This window comes from Malonomonas rubra, from assembly GCF_003247215.1.
Taxonomy (GTDB): domain Bacteria; phylum Desulfobacterota; class Desulfuromonadia; order Desulfuromonadales; family Geopsychrobacteraceae; genus Malonomonas; species Malonomonas rubra_A.
Map to the genome: position 1 here is coordinate 1 of NZ_QKAP01000149.1, position 20,344 is coordinate 20,344.

Genomic DNA, 20,344 nt, shown 5'->3' on the forward strand with positions numbered 1-20,344 from the left:
CGGGCCAAGAACCGCAGGCGTTACGGATTAATCCGAGGCGAGAAGCGCAGGTAATGCAAGTATGGGGCGAATCAGAGTCTAATGGCCGGTAGAACAAATAAGGGACTCTTCTGGTTGCATCTGATTACCTGTTTTGGGTTTTTTTGCAGATATAAGAATGGGCAGGAGCCGTGTACGAGGCCCGTACGCACGGTTCTGTGAGAGGGACGAGGTGAACAGCGATGCTCACCTCGCCCTACTCGATTGATGCTCACCTCGCCCTACTCGATTTGTTATTCGGCTTGGCTATGCTGAGCTATAAAGTGATCTGTCTAATACTTTTTGGGAGTCGATACGCACGAGCGATTTACTGGGCGAAATAGAAGGGGGGCGGAGGCTACCGTTCCGCAGTTGCTAGTTTCAGCGCTAGGCCTAAAAAGACTGTGCCTGCCAACTTGTTTATCACCGTTTGGGTGCGAGGGAATTTGTTTAGCCATTGGCCAAGCGAACCAGCCAGCAGGGCGATGCTGCCGAAGACTAGGATGGTGGCGACGATGAAGAGTCCGCCGAGCAGCAGTAACTGAATCCAGATTGGACCGCGAATCGGGTCAGCGAACTGGGGCAGGAAGGCGAGAAAGAAGATCGATACCTTCGGATTGGTGATATTCATGATAATGCCGCGGCGATAAAGTTTCCAACGGCTTAGCTCCCCATTCTCTTTTGTAACAATATCTTCGGCGCACGCCCGGAACGACAACCAGGCCAGATAGATCAGATAGGTGGCACCGATATATTTGAGGAGCGAAAACGCCACTGCCGAGGTCTGGAAGATCGCTGCAACGCCGAACGAGACTGCTAGGCTGTGACCGATTAAGCCTGTACAGAGGCCAAATGTCACCGCAAACCCGGCACTTTGCCCACGTATTGCCGATTGGGTGAGGACGAAAAGGTTGTCCGGACCAGGCGCTAGGCCGAGCAGTACCGAGGCGGTGAAAAAGGTGAGCAAGGTTTCTATGGTGAACATGATGCGCCCTTTATTGCTGTTGGCAATAGACTGGCCAGACGACTCTGCTTTCTGACGGTGTGATACGTTCATCGGGCACGGCGTAGGGTAGCTTTAGCTGATAGGTCTGCTTTGCCATTTGGTCTTGGGCCTGTATCCCCATGAACATCTGGAGCGGGTCAAATAGGGTAGAGTTTTTTGTCATCATCTGGGAACCAATGATTTTATGTTTATCGCTCGCGGCCTTCATTGTCGATATGTGCAGGTGGGGATAGCCGGATTTGCCATAATGTCCATCTGTGGTTCCAGTCTTGCTAGAATAAGGGATCACCTGTCCGTGTTTTATCTGTTCCCCCGGGTTTAAGAGGGGGCGTTTGTCCAAGTTCTGATACTTGCTGTAGACCCAACAGTCGATATCGGTATCGTCTGGGGAGGGTTGGAGCCAGAGGTAATAACCTTCCATTTGCCCTCCCTTGCCTTTGATGAGCAGAGTTCCATCCGCTATTTCCCGTAGCGGTGTGCCGCCCGGAAAGCTAAGGTCTATCCCGCCATGTTTGCTTCTAAACGGTGTTCGGGCCGTTTGCTACCGTCATAGCGCGTAGGCGAGCCATACGGAGAGGATATTTCAATACAAAGCGCTTCTTTCGGGTAGTCAAGGGCCAAGTCGCTGGCCGGTTCCATTGCCCCGAACCGGGTCGGAACCTTTTTTTTGAAGGTAATTGCTGGTGATTTGGATACTGAAATAAGTTTACAGAAGATCAAGATTTGGGTCAGAGATCTTTTCATATCGCACCAAACTCGGGTATTTGTTAAGGACTATCTATCGCAGATCAGTTGTCCCCCAACGCTGAGGTTTTCCGGTTTGTTTTCCTTGAAGATGACGACGATGGTTTCCTTTGGCAGGCTATAAGCCTTGCAGGCTGCCGCAGTCAGTTCTTCGGCGAGAGTTCGTTTCGTTTCGAGATCGATGGCAGGCCCTTCGATGTTGACTTGGGGCATCCTGCCCTCCTTTTGTCAGTCGTGAACAGCTATGAAGTCTTGGTAATCGCCTGACTCAATCTTCGTTCGCTTTATAACGGGGCGGTTATAAACGTAGATCCAGGCTTTCAATACTTGTTGGCTCTGTGTCTTGATCGGCAAATGTTTGCGGCAATATTCATGCGGTTGTGGATGCGTGACACTGCACTGTTCGTAATCATCCAATTTTTTCAATACCCTATTTATGGTGCGAGTTTGGTAGATTTCTCCCACGACCTGATCTGAACGGTTGGTTGATTCGATGGCACCTGGGTAACCGTCGATTTCAAAAAGTAGACCTTGAAAGGTTCCTTTGCAAAAAAAAACGCAACGATCGGCGAGCAATTCATTTCGGTTCGGGAAAAGATCCTTGCGCAATGTGCCATAGACAAAGATGTAGTCGAGTTCAGGCTCTTCCAAAATGTCGCCTCTTGATCGACTGTATTCACTAGCTACTTATTTCTGAGAGAACTTTGCTGCTATGCAGCACTAAGTTACTGTTGGTTTTAAATTTAGTTTAAATGTTTATTTCTTACGATGATGCAGTTACGCATCTTTACGAATTGTAATATCAACTAAACTATCTCTGATATCGTTAATTTCAATTGAGTAGCTATTGTTGTCGTAAATTATCTTAACTTTTTGACCTATCCCGATGTTTCTAAAATTTTTATCTTTTTGATCTTTTAAACTGATAAAGAAGGCAGCATTTTTAAGTTCGTCATTTGAATTGGATATGTAAATATTGAAGCCAAATTTACTGGTAAATGATGCCCCTTTTTTCAGGACTGTTGTCTCATTGTTTGGGTTATTATCAATTTTGGAGATGTCGGAGGACTGAGTCCCAGAAACTTCTATTGAAGTTTCTATCCTACTTTTTGTTCCCATCTGGTTGACAGATATCAACCATGTCATACCCAAAACTACCCCTAACAATAAAATGGCAGAGATCAACCAATGTTCTTTTAATTTTTTTGAATAACTCATTGTCCCTCTTCTTCTTGCTGGCTTGACAAAATGGTTCCTAATTGAGCAGTGGTAACCCGAAGTTCCGACTACCGAGGTAATTTTGTTAACGTTCTTCAATCTAGCACAGACCGCCTTTAAAGCCAATCCATTTACTGACAGGGCTGATATTCCTGTCGGCTAATAGAGACCCAGCTATCTGGCGAGAAACGCCAGGTCATAAGAGCATGCTTTCTGCGCAGGGTGATTTTACACCACACGGCATCAATTGCACGCAAGTGTTTTCTGATGGTGAAAGGAGAAGTCTTTCATATTTGAAATTTTTTTTGCTTTAGTGGCCTCCCATGGAGGGTGCCTAGGTTAGGCTTTAATGCCAAAACACAAAACAACCAAATCGATTGAACCAGTATTTTTTATTTCATGTTTTTCCTCTGGCTCAACCGTCACACACATTCCGGCCTCCAAGGGGATTGACTTTGCATTTACGGTAATAACACCTTGTCCCGACTCCACCCAAAAAATTTCCGTCATGTCAGAATGGCTGTGTGCACAAGCAATTTCTCCAGGTGGGAAGACCGCCAGAGAAAAATTAGTGACATTTACGACCTCGTCATTTGCGACCAGTACATGTTTCTTTATTTTGGGGTTGTGTGAAACTTCCGTTTTTACTGTGCTATCAATTGAGGTTATTTTCAATTTTCAATTCCGCATATGTGAATGGAATCACTGTCATTCAGTTCCACAACGGGTAGTCAGGCAAAAGATTTGTTGAGCCAAGATAGACAAATTTACCCGTTGTCATACGTTTCGGCATTCCCTTGCCACTCACCTTCTCAAAACGGGAACAGATATCCGCGCCATCTAACAACTGCTTTGGCATCGGGATATTCCGACTCCGATGGTTTACGCTCCCGTGTTCAAGCGGCGGAGGCATGTCGTCTTTAGACCGCTCCTTTGGAGTAGAAATGGAAACAGCCATCCGAGCGGTACAGCTCAGTCGGCTGTTAAGGATTTGTTTTTGATCCAGTTGCATGCTTCCCTCCATTGGAAAATCATGAACGATAACAACTTTATTCGCTCTTTTTTGCTGATGTCAATCTGAATTTGAATAGTGCCTGAAATCTTTATCGAAATCCTTGATTATCTTTATTAATAAAAAATAAAGTACTGCGAGGCTTGATTTGTCAGGTGTTGCTGTTAAGTTAAAAGTCATGTGATTACAGTAGGTTATTGTGACTAATATCTTCTGGAAGGGAGACGCTAGATGAAAATTGCAAAAAATATTTTGTTTGTTGCTAGTTTACTTCTGCTGGTGGTCAGTTGCGCGCCTATCGCTGAGCCCCCGTTAGCTTCTCTCGATTCCACCCCCCGGATTGTGGGGGATAAGTATGTGCCGAAGATCGATAACTTCCAGGTGATCCTTGATGCTTCACTCAGTATGGCTGACGGCAGCCCAGAAGATTTTCTCGTTGCTCGCTCGATAGTGGGCCGTATCAATCAGGCGATTCCGACCGATCTTAAATACAAAGGCGGGTTGCGCAGTATTGGACATAGTTCGGCGCAATCAGCCAATCTGACTGATCTGCTCTATGGCATGAGCGGTTATAATCGCAACGATTTTCACGCCGCGCTGGGTAAGGTTCACTATGTGGGCGGCGGTACTCCCATGGCTGACGCGTTGTTGGCGGCCGGCAATGATCTGAAAGCGGTCGGTGGAAAATCGGCACTGATCATTGTCAGCGATGGCCTACACATGGACAATGCCCCAGCTGCGGCGCAGCAGATCAAAGGGATGCTTGGCGAGGATATCTGTATTTACACCATTGCTATCGGAAACGAGAATAATGGTGCTGGGCTGGAAATGCTACAGAACCTTGCAGATATTAGTCAGTGTGGCGAAGCGGTGACAGCTGCCGAGGTGTGTAAGGCAGAGGAACTGCAAGGCTTTGTTGATGACATCTTCCTGACTGAGGCCAAACCGAAACCGACCCCAATGAAGATGGCACCGAAAGACAGTGACGGCGACGGTGTGACCGATGACAAGGATCAGTGTCCCAACACGCCGAGAGGAGACAGGGTTGATGCAGTCGGCTGTTCATTGTCGAAAGACAGCGATGGCGATGGTGTGACAGATGATAAAGATCAGTGCCCCAACACTCCGCGTGGCGAAATGGTCGATGAAGTTGGTTGCACTCTGAAGCTGACCCTGCATATCAACTTTGATGTTGACAAGGCGGATATCAAGCCCGAGTTTAGTGGGGAACTCGACAAGGCTGCGGCTTATATCAAACGTTACAGCGAGATTCCTTATATGCTGATTGCCGGGCATACCGACAGCCAAGGGAGCGAGGCGTATAACCAGAAACTTTCGGTCCGCAGGGCGATGGCGGTAAGGGATTATCTGATCAATAACTACGATGTCTCTGAGAAGAAGTTGGTGGTCAGAGGCTACGGTGAGCTTCGGCCGGCGACCAGCAATGATACCGCCGCCGGGCGCTACCAGAATCGTCGCGTCGAGGTGATCTGCTGTGTGATTTTGCCTGAATAGCTTTTTAAAGCCGATACACAAGAGAAAAGCGGGAACCAAAAGGCTCCCGCTTTTCTCTTTTTTTACGCCTCCGGCTCAATCTGCATGCAACCAGATAGTGGGCGGCCATAATGTAGGAGAGGCAGTGACGCCTATTTGTTTAACCAGCTACGGTTGCCGATCCGCACGATCATAGTTGTCATGTAGCTCAATTCTCGGGGCTGCCAAGTGGAGAGATTGTTCAGCAACAGCTCTCCCTCTCCCTGCTCGGCAGAGCTTATTAGCTTGCTAGATTCGAGTAGCCCGCGTACTTTCAGCAGCGGCAGTAACTCCTCGATCACACCGGCGGCTTTGTAGAGCACCAGCGTTTCGCAGTGATCGAGAGCGTTTTCGACCGCCGCAAGGTCGGTCGCAGACATTAGGGTCAAGCGGTCTTCCTGCAGTGTGAGTGGATCGTGAAATTTGCTGGCGCCAATCTGAAAGGCACTGATGCCGGGAATGATGTGGATATTTTCTTCCATCAGGCTTTCGGTGAGGCTGTAGAGAAGGTAGCTGGTGGTAGCAAAAATGAGTGGATCGCCAATCGTAATCATTGCTACTGATTTATTTTGCCGCAATTTTTCAACCACATCACTGGCGACCGCTTTCCATCGCTCGTTGGTGTTCGCCTCGTTGCGCTGCATCGGGTAGTTGACTGTCATCACCTCCTGATTTTGCAGATAGGGTTCGATCGCCTTCAATGCCAAGGATCGGTTACTTCCGTTGGCTTGGGGAGTGAGGATGATGTCGGCTGATTCGATGATCATGACCGCGCGTACGGTCAACAGGTCGGGAGCGCCAGGGCCGATGCCAATGGCGTAAAAATGTCCGGGCTGTGCATGCATTATTTCTGTCTTTCCTGAAAATATCTGTTGAGTTGCAATATGTTGTCGAAACTCTGGGTATTGGCACGCGAATATTGCAGTTGATCGACCTGCAGATATTCGGCATTCAATCGTTGGTACTGCCCACGCTTGGTCGGCGGGGTCGGCTGCTGGTTCATCGGTCCGATCTGCCAGATATAGATATCGGGCTGCAGGGTAAGCACCGCTTCCGGGTTGAAGCGCAACAGCTTGCGGTTGCCACCAGTGACCAACTCGCCGCCAGCTGTTGTGATGATGTCGGCGATGATGTTGCTCGTGCCGGCGATGGTCAGGGGTACTTCGCTGATTTCGTACATCACTCTCGGGGGCTTTTGCAGTGGTCGCAGTTGTTTCAGCTTCTGTCGCTGTTTTTCGATCAACCGTAGCGCTTGATCTTCTCTTCCAATGAGAGAAGCTAGTTTGTGAGTTTGCTCAAGAATTTCATCCAAGCGGTCCGGGCTATAGTTAAATAACTTGGCGTTCACCTTGGCTGCCATCTCTTCGGAAAAAAACTTATTGGAAGAAATGATCAGTAGGTCCGGGTTGAGGGCAGTGATCAACTCGAGGTTAGGGCGGATGTGCGACCCGACCTTCTGTGCCTGGGGAAATTCTGCGACGTTGCGGGTCTTGCCGACCACCAGTTCTGTCGCCCCAAGCTTTTCGATGATGTCTGCCGCCGCCGGAGCGAGGAGAACAATCCGATGGGCGGCTAAACTACTGGTGCTGAAAAGTAAAAGCAGGAGCGCCGCTCGTAACAACCACATTGTAGGTCTCCGTTAACAGCTCCGGGGTCAATTGTTCGCGACTCACGTCAGCCAATAACTGCCCCTGTTTCAACAGCAGGAAACGATCGAAAAATCGCTCAGCCAGGTTGATGTCGTGCACCGGCGAGATGACGGTTTCCTCCCGTCTGTTGATCAGCTCAAAAATCTCCAGTGTATGTCGGATGTCGAGGCTGGAGTTCGGTTCGTCAAGGAAGATGATCGGCGATTCCTGATTCAGCACCCGAGCCAGCATTACCCGGCGCTTTTCGCCGCCGGAGAGTTGGTTGAACTGGCGCTCGCGCAGGTGGAGCAGGTCGAGCTGTACCAACTGCTGTTCGCTGATCTTTTTATCCTCGTCACTGAAGCGGTTGCCATCGGTATGCGGGAAGCGGCCAAACAGCACCACTTCCTCAACGGAGAAGGGGAAGATCACCTCAGAGAACTGCGGCAGCAGCGAGAAGATCCTTGCCCGCTCGCTGACAGGGATTTTCTGTAGCGGTTTCTTGTCGTAAAAAATTTCCCCCATGCCGTGTAACACCCCGCAAAGCAGCTGTAGCAGGGTGCTCTTGCCGCTGCCGTTTTCTCCGAGGATAACGACTTTTTCGCCGGGCTTAATTGTCAGTCGATCGAGCTGAAGATTGAATTCGCCGCGAGAGAAGTTCAGGTTTTCCACTCTCAACTCAGCCATGCCAGAACCTCTCGCGCCTAGTTCGCAGCAAATAGAGGAAGAAAAGTCCGCCGAGAAGGGCGGTGATTATCCCCACCGGAAGCTCAGCGCCGCCGGGGATAATCGAGCGGGCTGCCGCATCGGCCAGAACGAGCAATAGCGCACCTAACAGGGTCGAGAAGAACAGGTTCTGACGCATATCGCTGCCGAACAGGCTGCGCGAAATATGCGGTACGATCAGGCCGACGAAGCCGATGATGCCGGTGTTGCTGACAGCTACAGCGACAAGGGCAGTGGCGACGATAAAGGAGACAGTGCGTAGCCGGTCGACGTTGATGCCGAGGCTCTGCGCAGAGTGCTCGTCGAACGCCAGCAGGTTGAGCTGTAGGGCTTTGCCGATAAACAGGATGTAGGTGACCAGCAGTACCAGCGCGCAGAACAGCAGCTTGCCCCAGTCGACGACGAAGAAGCCGCCCATCAACCAGAAAACGATCGAGGAGAGGGAGTCCTCGAAGAAATATTTGGCAAAGCTGATCACCGCCGAGGCGACGACATTTATTACCACCCCGGCGAGAATCATGGTTACCGGATTGATGATGCCGTTGGTCTTCGATAGGCGGTAGACGCTTAGAAGGCCAACCAGGCCAGTGGTGAGGGCGATCACCGGCACCAGCGGCAGCGGCAACCCTAAGGCGATTGCCAGCACCGCGCCGAGTGCCGAAGAACTGGCCGCGCCGGTGGTGAAACTATCGGCCAAGGGGTTTTTCAGGGTCAGCTGGTAGATGCTTCCCGAGAGGCCGAGCATGGCCCCGATCACGGCGGAGAAGAGCACCCTTGGTAAGCGCAGGCCGAGTAGGATGTCGCGTTCGACCGGTGAGGCGTTGAGCGGGTTGATCGCTGTTGAGCCGATCAGACAGGAGGCGGCCAACGCCAGTAGAAATATGGTGAACAGCAGTTTTTTCAAATTTCCACCTTCGTTACAATCCGTTTGGCAATCATGAATAGAATGCCCAGAATTAACAACAGCACGGCGAACAGCCAGTAGTTCACTTCTGCACCCGGCGTTAACGTTGCCCGGATCAATTGCGTGCTGTAGGTCAGCGGAAAAATGCTAGCGACTACGCGGATTGCCAGCGGCATTTTCTCGACCGGAAAGAAGGTGCCCGATAAAAACATCATTGGTGTGATCAGAAAAGCGTTGATGGTCGCCTGGTCGGCGTGGTTCTTGACAATCATCGCCGCGATGAAGCCGAATAGGGCGAAGATCGTCAGGTGTAGTAAAAGAGATAGCAGGAACAGCGGTCCGAAGTTCAAACTGACGCCCGTCAGCAGTGAGTAAAGGCCGATAATCAGTACCGGGATAAAGCCTTTGGTGATGCCGTAGCAAGTTTCGCCGAGGATGATCTCCCAGCGCTTGATCGGTGCCAGCAGGTACTCCTCGAACACTTTGAAGTAGAAGCGGGAGATGTTGATCTCGGTAGCTATGCCGTAGGCCTGATTCATGCTGGTCATAGTAAGAAGGCCGGGGAGCAGAAAAGAGAGGTAGTCGCTGCCTGCGACCTGGACACTACGGCCGACACCGTAACCGAATGCGAGCAGGAACAGGGCAGGGGAAACAGCCGAAGCCAACATTGTCTTGAGCAACTTGTGACGCAGGATCAGAACCTCGCGCAGGTAGATGCCGCGAACACCATGCAGCATCACGGTTCGATCCTCTTGCCGGTTAGCTTCAGGAAAACATCTTCCAAGGTGGTCTCACGGATGCGAACTGAGGTGTCGAGCTGTTCAAGGCGCTGCAGGGCCGCTGGGCGTGTTTGGAAAAATTCGTTCTGAATTTCCTCTTCATTGTAAATGTCGAGCACATAGTTGCCGACCGCCGCCTTCAGTTGTTCTGGCGTGCCGCCGGTGACGAGCTTGGCCTGATCGATGATTAACACCCGGTCAGCAAGTGTATCCGCTTCCTCGATGTAATGGGTAGTGAGAAAGACCGTGCAATTCTGCTCCTGGTTAATGCGGCGCAAGAAGGCCCACATTTTTCGGCGGCTGTGCGGGTCGAGGCCGACAGTCGGTTCGTCGAGAAACAGGACCTCCGGGTGGTGGAGCAGGGCACGGGCGATCACCAGTTTACGCTTCATGCCGCCGGATAGTTTACCAGCCTGAATGTCTCGTTTGGCGGTTAGATCAGCAAAGTTGAGGCAGGTGGCAATCCGCTCTTGCAACTGTTTGCCGCGCATGCCGAACAGGCGGCCATGGATCAACAGGTTTTCAGCCGCGGTCAACTCAGGATCAAGGTTGTTGTGCTGTGGTACTACACCGATCAGCTGTTTTACGGTAAGACGCTTTGGGTCGAACAACTCGCCATGGTAAAGCACCTTGCCGTTGTCTGGCTTAAGTAGGCCGGTCAGCATGTTGATGGTGGTGGTTTTGCCGGCGCCGTTCGGTCCAAGAAAAGCGAACAACTCGCCGCGGCCGACCCGGAAGTCGATCCGGTCAACCGCGACGGTTTTTCCGAAAGAGCGGCTGAGGCCCACTACTTCGATCTCGCAGGGGCGCTCGTTGCAGCTTGTGACCTCAGCGCAGCTCAATCCCGGCCTCCGTGGCGGCATCCTGCAGGTGATTAATGAACATTCGACGCACTGCCGGGTTGTCTCCTAGCCCTTCTAGGACGGGGGTGATCTGATAGCCCTTTGCCAGCAACCGAGTTTTCCAGGAATCCTCTTCATTACCAGCCATGTCGTTGGTTGCGTGATCGCCGGCGACTACCATCAGTGGCTTGAGCAGCAGTTTTTTATTATTGCCATTTTTCAGCTTCTCGATAGCCTCGTCAAAGCTGGGATGTCCCTCGACCAGGCCGACCACTGTTTTGACCTGAGGGTAGCGCTTGTTCATCTCCAGCTCAAATTCATAATAGAGGGCGGTGGAGAGCAGTTTGTTGCCGTGCCCCATATAGACCAGCGTTGCTTTCTGTTTCTCAGTTGCCTTGGCATCGTTTCCTAGTGCCTGGGCCAGTTCTTCAATATCTTGAGGGTAGGGGAAGCGCGGGCCCCAACTGCCCATCAGCGGGCGGCCAAGAGCAATCTTGTCGAAGGGTTGCCAACTTTTTCTGAAGGTTTTGATCGAGCGCAGCCCCTCGACATAAGCTTCGACATCCAGATATTCCTCGCCGTGGGTCAGGTGGGTCGGCTGGACGACGATGGTCTTATAACCTTGGTTCTGCAAGTCGGCCATGGCACCGAGGACGTTTTTGACGTTGTAAAAATAGTCTGGCACTTCGGGGTGGGCGTTGCGGTACTCTTGATCATCAGCCCGGCTGTGCCATTTCTTGCGAATGATGTTGGAGGTGAAGGCCATTTGTACCGGGGTGTGCGGGTAGGTTGATTCAATGTCGCGGACAATTGATTGCAGCGAGTTGACTGCGCTCGGATAGGTGGTCCCGAAGGCAGCCACTACGATGGCGGTTTTTTCGGTTTTGTTATTATCGGATTGCATCGCCAAACTTCCTCCGCTCAGTAGCAGACTGATCAGGGCTAACGATAACAGGGTTTTCAGGGTGCGGTGCAACATTTTCGTCTCTTCCTCGTGGTCCGAAAAAGGCCTCTGGCGATTACACCGATGGCCTGGGCACACCCAGCCCCTCCGACTGTTTTTGCCATCTACGGCTGTTTAGGTTCTCAGGCAGGCCTTCTGGCTTCGGGATCGGCCCGAACCTTTTTTCCTTCCGACCAGATTTTGTCCTTTCGGAGCATCCGGCAGTGGGTATTGCATCGAAAAATTCAGTTTCCCGTTACAGCTACGGGTCCGCGGGAGCTTTGCACTTCACTTTCCTTACATCTGATACCGCACAAAAAAAGAAGCCTGTCGCGAAAAACAATTTCGACAACAGGCTTCATCCGTTTTTTGAAGCGTAGGTTCTTCCAGCCTCCCAATATCCCGGGGAGTGATCGCTGGGCTACTGGTCTCGGCAGGTCTTCTGGCTCGCGAATCGTCCTTAGGGCCGCCTTCCCGACAGCTGTTTGTCAGTGGCTTTCTGGCCCGTTGTCCTCGCTCACAGCGGCGGGTCCGCGGGGGACTTACACCCCTCTTCCCTTGGCCGGACTTTCGATCATTTTCGTGAGATCGTTATACAGGCAGTCTCAGCCGGAGTCAAGCTATTCGCTGGTCTTTTCTTGGTAAGGGACCAGCAGAATCTGGATGCGGCGGTTCTGCGCGCGGCTATCTTCGTCTTCGTTGCTGGTGACCGGCCGGTATTCGCTGTATCCGGCTGCCCCCAGGCGCTCGCCTGGCAGTCCAACCTTGTCCTGCAGAAAGTGGACGACACTGTTTGCCCGAGCGGTTGAGAGCTCCCAGTTGGTTGGGAACTTGTCGATCAGGCGACTACTGATGCCAACGTTGTCGGTGTGGCCTTCAATCAAAAGAGCTTTGTCCGGGAATTTGTTCAGCACATCGCCGAGACTTTGCAGAACTTTCTGCCCCTCTTTTTTGATTTCGGTCTTGCCCGAGTCGAAGAGGATCTTGTTTTGCATGTTGACCGACAGCTGCCCTTCTAGGTTGGATATGGTCAATTCGCCCCGTTTGATCTCTTGTTCCAAGGCACTGACCAGCTGATCGTAGGTGTTTTTGACCTTCGCCAGTCTTGCCTCTTTAGCAATCCGCTCTTTTTCTACCTCTTGCTTGAGTTCATCAATTGTCGCCTGACGTTCTTCGATGGTCGCCAGCAGGTTGTCGTTGGTCTGTTGCATATCTCTCAACTGGTCCTGTAGGGCATTGATCTGCTGCTGGTGGCGGCTGATGTCTCCCTCTTTACGTTCCTGCTCGGCGTTGGCGGCCAGCAGGTTGCGTTGCAGTTTCGAATTCTGCTGCAGCACTTCGACAAGGCGCGCGTTCAACTTCGACAGTTCATCCTCCAGATCACTCTTCTCCTGACGTAGCATATCCAGATTGCTGTTGAGTTGGGCCACATCTTTAGTTAACTGGTCGGCTTCGATAACCTTTTGCTCATAGGTGTTTTTACCGACGCAGGCACCGAGCAGCAGTGACAGGCAGAGCATCGCTGGCAGAAAAAATCTTTTCATTTCAGTCTCCTTTGTCAAGACAGAATTTCATTTGTGTCTACAAAGCCTTCATACATATCACAAGTTGTGGAAATGTAAAGGGGATTTCCGCAGCAAGAGCAGGTGTTTTCCGTTGCGGGGTGAGAGAACGATATGCTAAAGTTAACTTCATTTCTTATCCAATTAATTGTAATTTTCAGGACTTGCGTCCCCTTGGAGTATTCTGCATGCAGTTTGAAGTCGAACGGATTGTCAGAACCGCGTTGGAAGAGGATATCGGCCTCGGAGATATCACGACTGAGGTGACGGTTGCCGAGGAAACAATGGCGCGGGCGGAGCTGGTCGCCAAAGAAGAATTTACCCTCGCCGGCGTCGCGGTTGCCGAGGCGGTTTTCAGTGCCCTTGATCCCGAAATCAGTTTTGAAAAATTGCTTTCCGATGGGCGCAAAATACGGCGTGGTGAGGTAATCGCCTGGATCAAGGGGCAGGCTTCGGTCCTCCTGCAAGGGGAGCGGACCGCGTTGAACTTGATGCAGCGGATGAGTGGTATCGCAACCTTGACTGCACAATACGTCGAAAAGGTCGCGGGAACTGGAGCGGTGATTGTCGATACCCGGAAAACGGTTCCCGGTCTGCGGGCGCTGGATAAATATGCGGTGAGGATGGGCGGTGGCCGTAATCACCGGATCGGTCTGTTTGATGGTGTGCTGATTAAGGAGAATCATTCGGCAGCAGCCGGTGGGATTACTGCGGCGGTTACTCGCGCCAAACAGAAATTGCCACACACCCTGAAGATTGAAGTTGAAACCCGCAGTATGGAGGAAGTGCAGGAAGCGATTGATGCCGGGGCGGATATCATCATGCTCGATAATATGAGCTTGGCTGAAATGCGCCAGGGGGTCGAACTGATCGCCGGCCGTGCGCTGGTTGAAGCCTCCGGCGGGGTGAATCTGGATACTGTACGTAATATTGCCGAGACAGGTGTTAATATTATTTCTGTTGGCGCACTGACCCATTCGGTGAAAGCGGCTGACATTTCTATGCTGTTTGACGAGTAAACTTATGTATTTTTCCCAGGAGCGCTTTTGACCTCACGCGACAAGATTCTTAGCCTGTTTCGTAGCAACCCAGATGTTTTTGTTTCGGGTCAGGAGATCAGCCAGTCGCTGAATATCTCCCGGGCCGCAGTGTGGAAACAGGTCGAACTGTTACGCGACCAGGGCTTTGAGATCGAGGCACAACGCTCTAAAGGCTATCGACTGGTCGATGGGCCGGATTTGCTCATTGCAACTGACATTGAAGCCGGTCTGGATTGTCAGTTCATCGGCACCTCGCTGGTTTGCCTCCCGGAGATAGATTCCACCAATGCTCGAGTTCGGCAACTGGCAGAACAGGATGCTGCCGAGGGAACGGTTGTAATTGCTGACCGACAAAGCGCCGGCAAGGGACGCCTTGGCCGGCGCTGGGAATCCCCATCAGCTGTCAATCTCTACTGTTCCATCCTGCTGCGGCCACAAATCCCGGTACAGCAGGCCCCTCAACTGACCTTTCTTTCCGCTGTCGCGGTTGCAGAAACCCTCAAACAACGCTATCAACTTTCGGTAAAAGTCAAATGGCCGAATGACGTTCTGGTCAGTGGTAAAAAGATTGCTGGTCTGTTGAACGAGATGAACGCCGAAACCGAGCAGATACATTTCGTTATCCTTGGCATCGGCGTTAATCTGAATATGACCGCAGACCAGTTCCCTGAGGAGCTGAATTACCCGGCAACTTCGGTGTTGCTGGAAAGAGGTGAAGAGATTGACCGGGTCGCATTCATTCGCGAATTTCTGCAACGGATCGATCGCTATTATGCGGAGTTTCTGCAGGATGGTTTCGGTCCAATCCGGCGGCGCTGGGAGGCTCTGTGTGATCTGATGAACCAGCGGGTACAGATCGATCAGGGGCTGCAGGGCACCGTGGTCGGTCTCGATACCGACGGGGCGTTGCGTCTGCAGTTGGATGATGGGCGGGTGGAACGGATTATTGCCGGCGATGTGAAGCCATTGTAATCGGTGAAAGAGGGAATTGAGTAGAATGCTTTTAGTTATAGATGTTGGCAACAGTAATACTGTGCTTGGAATTTATCAGGGCGTCGTGCTGAAAAAAGACTGGCGGGTCGGTACCGACAAGAACCGTACCGTTGACGAGTACGCGATGTTGATCAATAACCTGTTTAGCCTGTCCGGTTTGAGCTTTTCCGATCTGGATGATGTGATTGTTTCCTGCGTCGTGCCACCGATGCTCAATACCTTGGAGCGGCTTTGCAAGCAATATTTCAATCTCGAGGCTTATGTGGTCGGTCCCGGCATCAAGACCGGCATGCCGATCCAGTACGAGAACCCGCGCGAAGTAGGTGCGGACCGGATTGTTAACGCGGTCGCCGCTTACGAGAAGTGCAAGTGTGCGTTGATCGTCGTCGATTTCGGCACGGCCACCACCTTCGATGTGATTTCCGCCGATGGTGCCTATCAGGGGGGGGCGATTGCTCCCGGCGTCGGCATCTCGGCAGATGCCCTGTTCGCACGGGCCAGCAAGCTGCCGCGGGTTGAGTTTGCCCGACCGCCGCAGATCATCGCCAAGAACACCGTTAATAGCATGCAGGCTGGGATCTTCTTCGGTTATGTCGGACTGGTGGAAGGGATCGTCGGTCGGATGCAGAAAGAGTTTGACGGCAAGGCAAAGGTGATTGCCACCGGCGGCTTGGCGTCACCGATCGCCAAAGCGACCGATTCGATCGATCAGGTTGAACCCTTTTTGACCTTGGAGGGCTTGAGAATTTTATATCAGCGGAACAAGCAATAACCGATTCCGCCGGCAACACCCGGTATTACTTTGTTTGCGACGTTGTTTAACGTTGTTCGTTTGGAGTTTCTTGCGGGAACTCTGTTGAAGGTTCCATTCTTTATCTGGAAAAGGAGCGATTCATGGGAAAGTACGACACTGCAAAACTGAGAAACCTGGGGATTGTGGCGCACAACAGCGCCGGAAAAACATCTTTGGTCGAGGCGATCCTGTTTAACACCGGGATGACCAAGAAACTCGGCAAAGTCGACGATGGCTCCTCGTCGATGGACTTCGAGGAAGAAGAGATCAAACGGCAGGCGACCCTCTCCGCCAGTCTTAACCATTGCATGTGGCAGGACCATAGCCTGCATATCGTTGATACGCCGGGGGTTAGCAACTTCTTGCACGATACCCGCCGTTGCCTGCGGGTGCTCGGTGGTGCCGTGGTTATCATTTCGGCGATTTCCGGCACCAAGGCCCAGACCAAACAAATCTGGGGCTGGTGCGATCAGTTTGAAATTCCCAGAATCGCTTTTGTCAATAAGATGGACAAGGAACGGGCCGACTTCTTGAAGGCGGTCGACGATATGGAAAAATCGCTTGGCGCCCGTGCTGTTGTTGTCACCATGCCGATTGGTGCTGAAGCAGAGTTCAAGGGGACCATCGATCTGCTTCGGATGAAGGCGCGTCTGTACCAGTTTGATGAGAAGGGGACTTATGAAGAGGGTGAGATCCCGGCGGAATATCAAGAGGAAGCTGAGCGACTGAGGGAACAGCTAATCGAAGCGATCGCTGAATCGGATGATGATCTGATGGAAAAGTACCTCGAAGGCGAAGAGTTGAGCGAAGAGGAACTTTACCGCGGCCTGCGCGAAGGGGTCCTGACCAGCGTTTTTACCCCGGTTTTCTGCGGCAGCGCCACCGCCAATATTGGGATCCGCCAACTAATGGATTATATCGTTACCTGCTTGCCGTCGCCAATCGACAAAGGCATTCAGTACGGTGTCAAGCCGGACACCGACGTGCAGGTCGAGCGTCAACCGAGTGAGGACGCCCCGTTCTCAGCGATGGTTTTCAAAACGATCAACGACCCCTATGCCGGTAAACTCAGCCTGATGCGGGTCTACTCCGGAACCCTGGCGCCGGACACCGTGGTCTACAACCCGAACAAGGATGAGAAAGAGCGGATCAGTAATATTTTTGAGATGGAAGGCAAGAAACAGGTGCCAATTGAGATGGCCGCTGCCGGCGATATTATTGCCGTGCCGAAGCTGAAGGTGACAGCTACCAGCGACACCTTGTGCGATATGAAAGAGCAGGTCATGTACGAGCCGCTGGTGCCGCTCAAACCGATCATTTCCTTCGCTCTCGAGCCGAAAAACAAAGGGGACGAAGATAAAATTTACACCGGTCTGCAGCGTCTGATGGAAGAGGATCCGACCCTGACCATCAACCGTGACGAAGAGACCAAGGAAATGGTCCTCTCCGGGATGGGACAGATCCATCTCGAAGTTGCAGTCGAGCGTCTCAAGCGTAAGTTTGGCGCTGAAGTTATCCTCAAAGAACCGAAGGTTCCGTATCGTGAAACGATTCGTGCTACGACCAAGGTGCAGGGCAAGTACAAGAAACAGTCGGGGGGCCGCGGTCAGTTCGGCGATGTCTGGATCGAAGTCAAACCGATGCCGCGCGGTGAGGGGTACGAGTTCGTCGACAAGGTTGTCGGCGGCGCGATTCCGCGCAACTATATCCCCGCCGTCGATAAGGGGATTCAGGAAGCAATGCGCAGCGGGCCTTTGACCAAAAATCAGGTGGTCGATGTGCAGATAACCCTCTATGACGGCTCCTATCATTCGGTCGACTCTTCGGAGATGGCTTTCAAGGTGGCAGGTTCGATGGCTTTCAAAAAAGCGATGGAAGCCTGCAAGCCGATCCTGCTCGAGCCGATCATGTCGATGGAGATAACTGTGCCGGACGACTGCATGGGGGACGTTATCGGTGACATCAACTCGCGCCGAGGCAAAGTAAACGGTGTCGAACCCCAGGCTAACAGTCAGGTGATTCGGGCTGAGGTGCCGATGGCAGAGGTGCTTCGTTATGCGCCGGAACTGCGTTCGATGACCTCTGACCGGGGCATGTTCTCGATGGAATTCTGTAAGTATGAAGAAGTGCCTTCGCACCAAACAGCCAAGATTCTGGCCGAATTTAATGAGGCATAACAGCAGAAACTCAATGGAAAGGGGGCACCTAAGATGGTGCCCCTTTTAAATTCATCAACCCAGGAGACGGTAGGAAGAGTCAAAGAAGAACGATCTGTTGACGAGCGATAAGGTGCAGGGTGAAAATCGCCTATGGGTGACGCTTCCGCAGCAGCGGAAAATGGCACCATGGCCGTGCCGTCGCAGAAGCAGGACTCCTTCGCCTATGCCTTGTTGGCGTTGTTGCTGCTGAAGCTACGGATACTCCCCGGTCGGTTGGTATGCTTTCGGAGAAGGTTGTGGAAAAGGAGCAGGTGCTTGCTCCGATCTGACCAGCATATCTGGCCCAGATCGGGCCTCATCTGACGAAGACTTCAGCAGAAAAAGCGGCCGGGAAATTGCGAGAACAGGGGTTTGATGTCGATATCACCGAAGGCAGCGGGATGGCCAGCATGACGCGCTTGCTGGAGGAAATCTATGAAGAAGAGGAAGCACGCGCGCAGTTGAAAACAGTCAAACAGTAGATTGTGGATGTCTTTCTTATGCCGCTGGGGAAAAGTCTGGCCATTTATGTCGGATCTTTCACTGATTCAGAACGTGCGCAACGCTATGCCGATGAATTAGCGAAGAAGGGGGTAAATGTCCTACCGATCACTAGCGATATAGAATTGGATGGTAGAATGTTGATAGTTGCCCAAGGTGCTTAGCTGACTGTTGAACAGACTGCTGAAAAAATTCAAGCTAGCGGTTTCAAGGTGGAAGTGAAGAAAAAATAACAGGAGTGACATGAATTGGTAGACAGGAAAACCGGGCCAGAAAAGGTTCAGATGAAAATTCCGGCCGAAGTGGCAAAAATTATGAGCAAGTGGGGGGGGCATAGCGTTCGCTTGGCCGCTGCCCGTGGTGCTCTGCCAATGTCGGGTCCCAACCTTGTGACCGTTCTATTTGTCTTTTATCACGGCGACGATGAAGAACTGAAGAAGGAGGCGCTGGGCACCTTCAGAACCCTGCCGGCAAAAATTCTTCTGTCGGCGCTGCAGAATCCTGAACTGCATTTTTCTATCATCGATCTGATTGTTCGTATCCGTTATCGCGACTCAGTGGTGATGGAGGCGGCGATGGCTCATCCGGAGATCGGTCTGCGCAGCTTACGTTTTCTTGCTGAGAAAAGTTCCGGTGATGTGCTCGATATTCTCGCCCACAATGATCAGCTGCTAGTGAAAGTCCCGGATTTGAAGCAGGCGATCATCAATAATTCGAATGCCGACAAAGTCACCAAAATGAGGCTCGGTTGGGTGGAACCCGCACCGGAACAGGAGCCAGTAGTGACCTCGGCGCAGGAAGAAGTAGACGAGAAAAAGCATGCGGAGGATGTAGAAGGGCAAGAGGAAGGATTCGGTGAAATAGAAGAACTGGATGAATTAAGCAAGTATCAACTATTGCAGGAGATGCCTGTTGCCGAAAAGATCAAAATGGCTCTGACCGGTGACAAAGAATGGCGTGGCTTGTTGATCCGCGAAGCGAATAAGCTGGTCAACACGGCCGTGTTGAAGAATCCGCGGGTTACTGAAGGGGAGGTACTTGCGGTTGCCAAGAATCGTAGCTCCAGCGATGAACTTATTCGGATTATTCTGCTCAACCGTGAGTGGATGAAACTCTACGAAATGAAAAAGGCTCTGGTAATGCATCCGCGTACGCCTCTACAGAATGCGATGCGGTTCATGACATTTTTAAGCGAGAAGGATATCCGCGAATTGTCAAAAAGTCGTAATGTCTCCCAAGCTATTGTTAATAATGCCCGGAGGATGTTGCTGAGCAAGAAACGCTAGGCATATTGCTTTGGGACTCTGATTGGTCCTCTGGCGAGGAAAGGTGAACAGGGATGAGTGAAGCAGGTTTTCGCGTCGGAGTGTTGACGCTGTCGGATAAAGGGTCTCGCGGTGAGAGGGACGATGAAAGCGGCCGTCTGTTGGGTGAGATGATTGCCCCGATAGGTAATGTTGCCCGTTACCAGATTGTTCCGGATGATCTGGATAAGATTATTATGCTGCTGACAAGTTGGTCGGATGATTTGCAACTGGACCTGATCCTGACGACCGGGGGGACCGGTCTCAGCCCGCGCGACCGGACCCCGCAGGCAACCGAACAGGTCATAGACTATCAGGTGCCGGGAATGGCGGAGGCGATGCGTGCTGCCAGCATGCAGAAAACACCGCACGCGATGTTGTCGCGGGCTATGGTAGGGGTACGAGGGAGCACATTGATCGTTAACTTGCCCGGTAGCCCGAAGGGAGTTCGGGAAAACCTAGAAGTCTTGTTGCCCGCCTTGCCCCATGCGCTGGCAAAGTTGCAGGGGGATCCATCAGACTGCGCTCAACAATAATTACCTTTTTGTGTGAGAGGTTTTTTTCATTCAACATCTTTACATCTGCCACAGCTGGGGGGAT

Annotated in this window: 23 protein-coding genes and 2 riboswitches; of the genes, 8 read left to right on the forward strand and 15 right to left on the reverse strand. The window is 51.8% G+C overall.

Going from position 1 to position 20,344, the window contains the following annotated elements; translation table 11 throughout:
- Positions 1-376 precede the first annotated feature (376 nt).
- The 7 genes from Q7J88_RS15060 to Q7J88_RS15525 all read right to left on the reverse strand — a co-directional run bounded on the left by Q7J88_RS15060 (position 377) and on the right by Q7J88_RS15525 (position 3,998).
- Positions 377-1,003, reverse strand: a complete 627-nt coding sequence (locus Q7J88_RS15060; RefSeq protein ID WP_303723061.1) for a LysE family translocator — start codon at positions 1,001-1,003, stop codon at positions 377-379.
- A gap of 10 nt (positions 1,004-1,013) precedes the next feature.
- Positions 1,014-1,526: a M23 family metallopeptidase gene (locus tag Q7J88_RS15065; protein WP_303723099.1), complete on the reverse strand. Its 513-nt coding sequence runs from the start codon at positions 1,524-1,526 to the stop codon at positions 1,014-1,016.
- Positions 1,527-1,798: 272 nt separating this feature from the next.
- On the reverse strand, positions 1,799-1,981 hold the full coding sequence (gene dmpI / locus Q7J88_RS15070) for a 4-oxalocrotonate tautomerase DmpI (RefSeq protein ID WP_303723062.1): 183 nt from the start codon (positions 1,979-1,981) through the stop codon (positions 1,799-1,801).
- 15 nt (positions 1,982-1,996) lie between these two features.
- Positions 1,997-2,419, reverse strand: a complete 423-nt coding sequence (locus Q7J88_RS15075) for a gamma-glutamylcyclotransferase (RefSeq protein WP_303723063.1) — start codon at positions 2,417-2,419, stop codon at positions 1,997-1,999.
- 126 nt (positions 2,420-2,545) lie between these two features.
- Positions 2,546-2,986, reverse strand: coding sequence for a hypothetical protein (locus Q7J88_RS15080; RefSeq protein ID WP_303723064.1), 441 nt, complete (start codon positions 2,984-2,986; stop codon positions 2,546-2,548).
- A gap of 339 nt (positions 2,987-3,325) precedes the next feature.
- Positions 3,326-3,661, reverse strand: coding sequence for a cupin domain-containing protein (locus Q7J88_RS15085; protein WP_303723065.1), 336 nt, complete (start codon positions 3,659-3,661; stop codon positions 3,326-3,328).
- Between the two features lie 37 nt (positions 3,662-3,698).
- On the reverse strand, positions 3,699-3,998 hold the full coding sequence (locus Q7J88_RS15525; protein WP_369682058.1) for a hypothetical protein: 300 nt from the start codon (positions 3,996-3,998) through the stop codon (positions 3,699-3,701).
- Positions 3,999-4,229: 231 nt separating this feature from the next.
- On the opposite strand from Q7J88_RS15525, the gene Q7J88_RS15095 reads away from it, so the two are divergent.
- Positions 4,230-5,513, forward strand: coding sequence for an OmpA family protein (locus Q7J88_RS15095; RefSeq protein ID WP_303723066.1), 1,284 nt, complete (start codon positions 4,230-4,232; stop codon positions 5,511-5,513).
- Positions 5,514-5,644: 131 nt separating this feature from the next.
- On the opposite strand, the gene cobI is transcribed toward Q7J88_RS15095, so the two are convergent.
- From cobI to Q7J88_RS15135, 8 genes are all read right to left on the reverse strand, one after another.
- Complete coding sequence (cobI, locus tag Q7J88_RS15100; RefSeq protein WP_303723067.1) at positions 5,645-6,376, reverse strand: precorrin-2 C(20)-methyltransferase; 732 nt, start codon at positions 6,374-6,376, stop codon at positions 5,645-5,647.
- Positions 6,376-7,158 (reverse strand): ABC transporter substrate-binding protein, encoded by a 783-nt coding sequence (locus Q7J88_RS15105; protein ID WP_303723068.1) that lies wholly within the window; start codon positions 7,156-7,158, stop codon positions 6,376-6,378. The genes cobI and Q7J88_RS15105 overlap by 1 nt, the downstream gene beginning before the upstream one ends.
- On the reverse strand, positions 7,109-7,846 hold the full coding sequence (locus Q7J88_RS15110) for an ABC transporter ATP-binding protein (RefSeq protein WP_303723069.1): 738 nt from the start codon (positions 7,844-7,846) through the stop codon (positions 7,109-7,111). Before Q7J88_RS15110 ends, Q7J88_RS15105 begins: the two co-directional genes overlap by 50 nt.
- A complete protein-coding gene (locus Q7J88_RS15115) occupies positions 7,839-8,789 on the reverse strand; it encodes an iron ABC transporter permease (protein ID WP_303723070.1) in 951 nt (316 codons plus the stop codon). The genes Q7J88_RS15110 and Q7J88_RS15115 overlap by 8 nt, the downstream gene beginning before the upstream one ends.
- On the reverse strand, positions 8,786-9,526 hold the full coding sequence (locus tag Q7J88_RS15120) for an ABC transporter permease (protein ID WP_303723101.1): 741 nt from the start codon (positions 9,524-9,526) through the stop codon (positions 8,786-8,788). The genes Q7J88_RS15115 and Q7J88_RS15120 overlap by 4 nt, the downstream gene beginning before the upstream one ends.
- Positions 9,526-10,410 (reverse strand): ABC transporter ATP-binding protein, encoded by an 885-nt coding sequence (locus Q7J88_RS15125; protein ID WP_303723071.1) that lies wholly within the window; start codon positions 10,408-10,410, stop codon positions 9,526-9,528. The genes Q7J88_RS15120 and Q7J88_RS15125 overlap by 1 nt, the downstream gene beginning before the upstream one ends.
- Positions 10,397-11,389: a sirohydrochlorin cobaltochelatase gene (locus Q7J88_RS15130; protein ID WP_303723072.1), complete on the reverse strand. Its 993-nt coding sequence runs from the start codon at positions 11,387-11,389 to the stop codon at positions 10,397-10,399. The genes Q7J88_RS15125 and Q7J88_RS15130 overlap by 14 nt, the downstream gene beginning before the upstream one ends.
- A gap of 92 nt (positions 11,390-11,481) precedes the next feature.
- A riboswitch (cobalamin riboswitch) is annotated at positions 11,482-11,699 on the reverse strand.
- Positions 11,700-11,767: 68 nt separating this feature from the next.
- A riboswitch (cobalamin riboswitch) is annotated at positions 11,768-11,961 on the reverse strand.
- A gap of 12 nt (positions 11,962-11,973) precedes the next feature.
- Entirely contained in the window at positions 11,974-12,897 is a 924-nt protein-coding gene (locus Q7J88_RS15135; protein ID WP_303723073.1) for an OmpA family protein, read from the reverse strand.
- Positions 12,898-13,103: 206 nt separating this feature from the next.
- Between Q7J88_RS15135 and nadC the strand changes: the two genes are divergently transcribed.
- The 7 genes from nadC (at position 13,104) to Q7J88_RS15170 (ending at position 20,280) form a co-directional block, all read left to right on the forward strand.
- Positions 13,104-13,934, forward strand: a complete 831-nt coding sequence (nadC, locus tag Q7J88_RS15140; protein ID WP_303723074.1) for a carboxylating nicotinate-nucleotide diphosphorylase — start codon at positions 13,104-13,106, stop codon at positions 13,932-13,934.
- A gap of 27 nt (positions 13,935-13,961) precedes the next feature.
- Positions 13,962-14,927 carry a biotin--[acetyl-CoA-carboxylase] ligase gene (locus Q7J88_RS15145; protein ID WP_303723075.1) on the forward strand — a complete coding sequence of 322 codons (966 nt, stop codon included), beginning with the start codon at positions 13,962-13,964 and terminating at the stop codon, positions 14,925-14,927.
- A 25-nt stretch (positions 14,928-14,952) separates the two neighbouring features.
- Positions 14,953-15,720 carry a type III pantothenate kinase gene (locus Q7J88_RS15150; RefSeq protein WP_303723076.1) on the forward strand — a complete coding sequence of 256 codons (768 nt, stop codon included), beginning with the start codon at positions 14,953-14,955 and terminating at the stop codon, positions 15,718-15,720.
- A 122-nt stretch (positions 15,721-15,842) separates the two neighbouring features.
- Positions 15,843-17,918, forward strand: a complete 2,076-nt coding sequence (gene fusA / locus Q7J88_RS15155; protein ID WP_303723077.1) for an elongation factor G — start codon at positions 15,843-15,845, stop codon at positions 17,916-17,918.
- Between the two features lie 377 nt (positions 17,919-18,295).
- Positions 18,296-18,421 carry a hypothetical protein gene (locus tag Q7J88_RS15160; protein WP_303723078.1) on the forward strand — a complete coding sequence of 42 codons (126 nt, stop codon included), beginning with the start codon at positions 18,296-18,298 and terminating at the stop codon, positions 18,419-18,421.
- 267 nt (positions 18,422-18,688) lie between these two features.
- Positions 18,689-19,726 (forward strand): hypothetical protein, encoded by a 1,038-nt coding sequence (locus Q7J88_RS15165; RefSeq protein WP_303723079.1) that lies wholly within the window; start codon positions 18,689-18,691, stop codon positions 19,724-19,726.
- Between the two features lie 53 nt (positions 19,727-19,779).
- Positions 19,780-20,280: a molybdenum cofactor biosynthesis protein B gene (locus Q7J88_RS15170; protein WP_303723080.1), complete on the forward strand. Its 501-nt coding sequence runs from the start codon at positions 19,780-19,782 to the stop codon at positions 20,278-20,280.
- Positions 20,281-20,344 lie beyond the last annotated feature (64 nt).

Coding starts and splice junctions, on each gene's coding strand:
- Q7J88_RS15060 (WP_303723061.1), bottom strand. CDS start 1,003: ATGTTCACCATAGAAACCTTGCTCACCTTTTTCACCGCCTCGGTACTG.
- dmpI (WP_303723062.1), bottom strand. CDS start 1,981: ATGCCCCAAGTCAACATCGAAGGGCCTGCCATCGATCTCGAAACGAAA.
- Q7J88_RS15080 (WP_303723064.1), bottom strand. CDS start 2,986: ATGAGTTATTCAAAAAAATTAAAAGAACATTGGTTGATCTCTGCCATT.
- Q7J88_RS15525 (WP_369682058.1), bottom strand. CDS start 3,998: ATGCAACTGGATCAAAAACAAATCCTTAACAGCCGACTGAGCTGTACC.
- Q7J88_RS15095 (WP_303723066.1), top strand. CDS start 4,230: ATGAAAATTGCAAAAAATATTTTGTTTGTTGCTAGTTTACTTCTGCTG.
- cobI (WP_303723067.1), bottom strand. CDS start 6,376: ATGCATGCACAGCCCGGACATTTTTACGCCATTGGCATCGGCCCTGGC.
- Q7J88_RS15105 (WP_303723068.1), bottom strand. CDS start 7,158: ATGTGGTTGTTACGAGCGGCGCTCCTGCTTTTACTTTTCAGCACCAGT.
- Q7J88_RS15110 (WP_303723069.1), bottom strand. CDS start 7,846: ATGGCTGAGTTGAGAGTGGAAAACCTGAACTTCTCTCGCGGCGAATTC.
- Q7J88_RS15120 (WP_303723101.1), bottom strand. CDS start 9,526: ATGCTGCATGGTGTTCGCGGCATCTACCTGCGCGAGGTTCTGATCCTG.
- Q7J88_RS15130 (WP_303723072.1), bottom strand. CDS start 11,389: ATGTTGCACCGCACCCTGAAAACCCTGTTATCGTTAGCCCTGATCAGT.
- Q7J88_RS15135 (WP_303723073.1), bottom strand. CDS start 12,897: ATGAAAAGATTTTTTCTGCCAGCGATGCTCTGCCTGTCACTGCTGCTC.
- nadC (WP_303723074.1), top strand. CDS start 13,104: ATGCAGTTTGAAGTCGAACGGATTGTCAGAACCGCGTTGGAAGAGGAT.
- Q7J88_RS15150 (WP_303723076.1), top strand. CDS start 14,953: ATGCTTTTAGTTATAGATGTTGGCAACAGTAATACTGTGCTTGGAATT.
- fusA (WP_303723077.1), top strand. CDS start 15,843: ATGGGAAAGTACGACACTGCAAAACTGAGAAACCTGGGGATTGTGGCG.
- Q7J88_RS15170 (WP_303723080.1), top strand. CDS start 19,780: ATGAGTGAAGCAGGTTTTCGCGTCGGAGTGTTGACGCTGTCGGATAAA.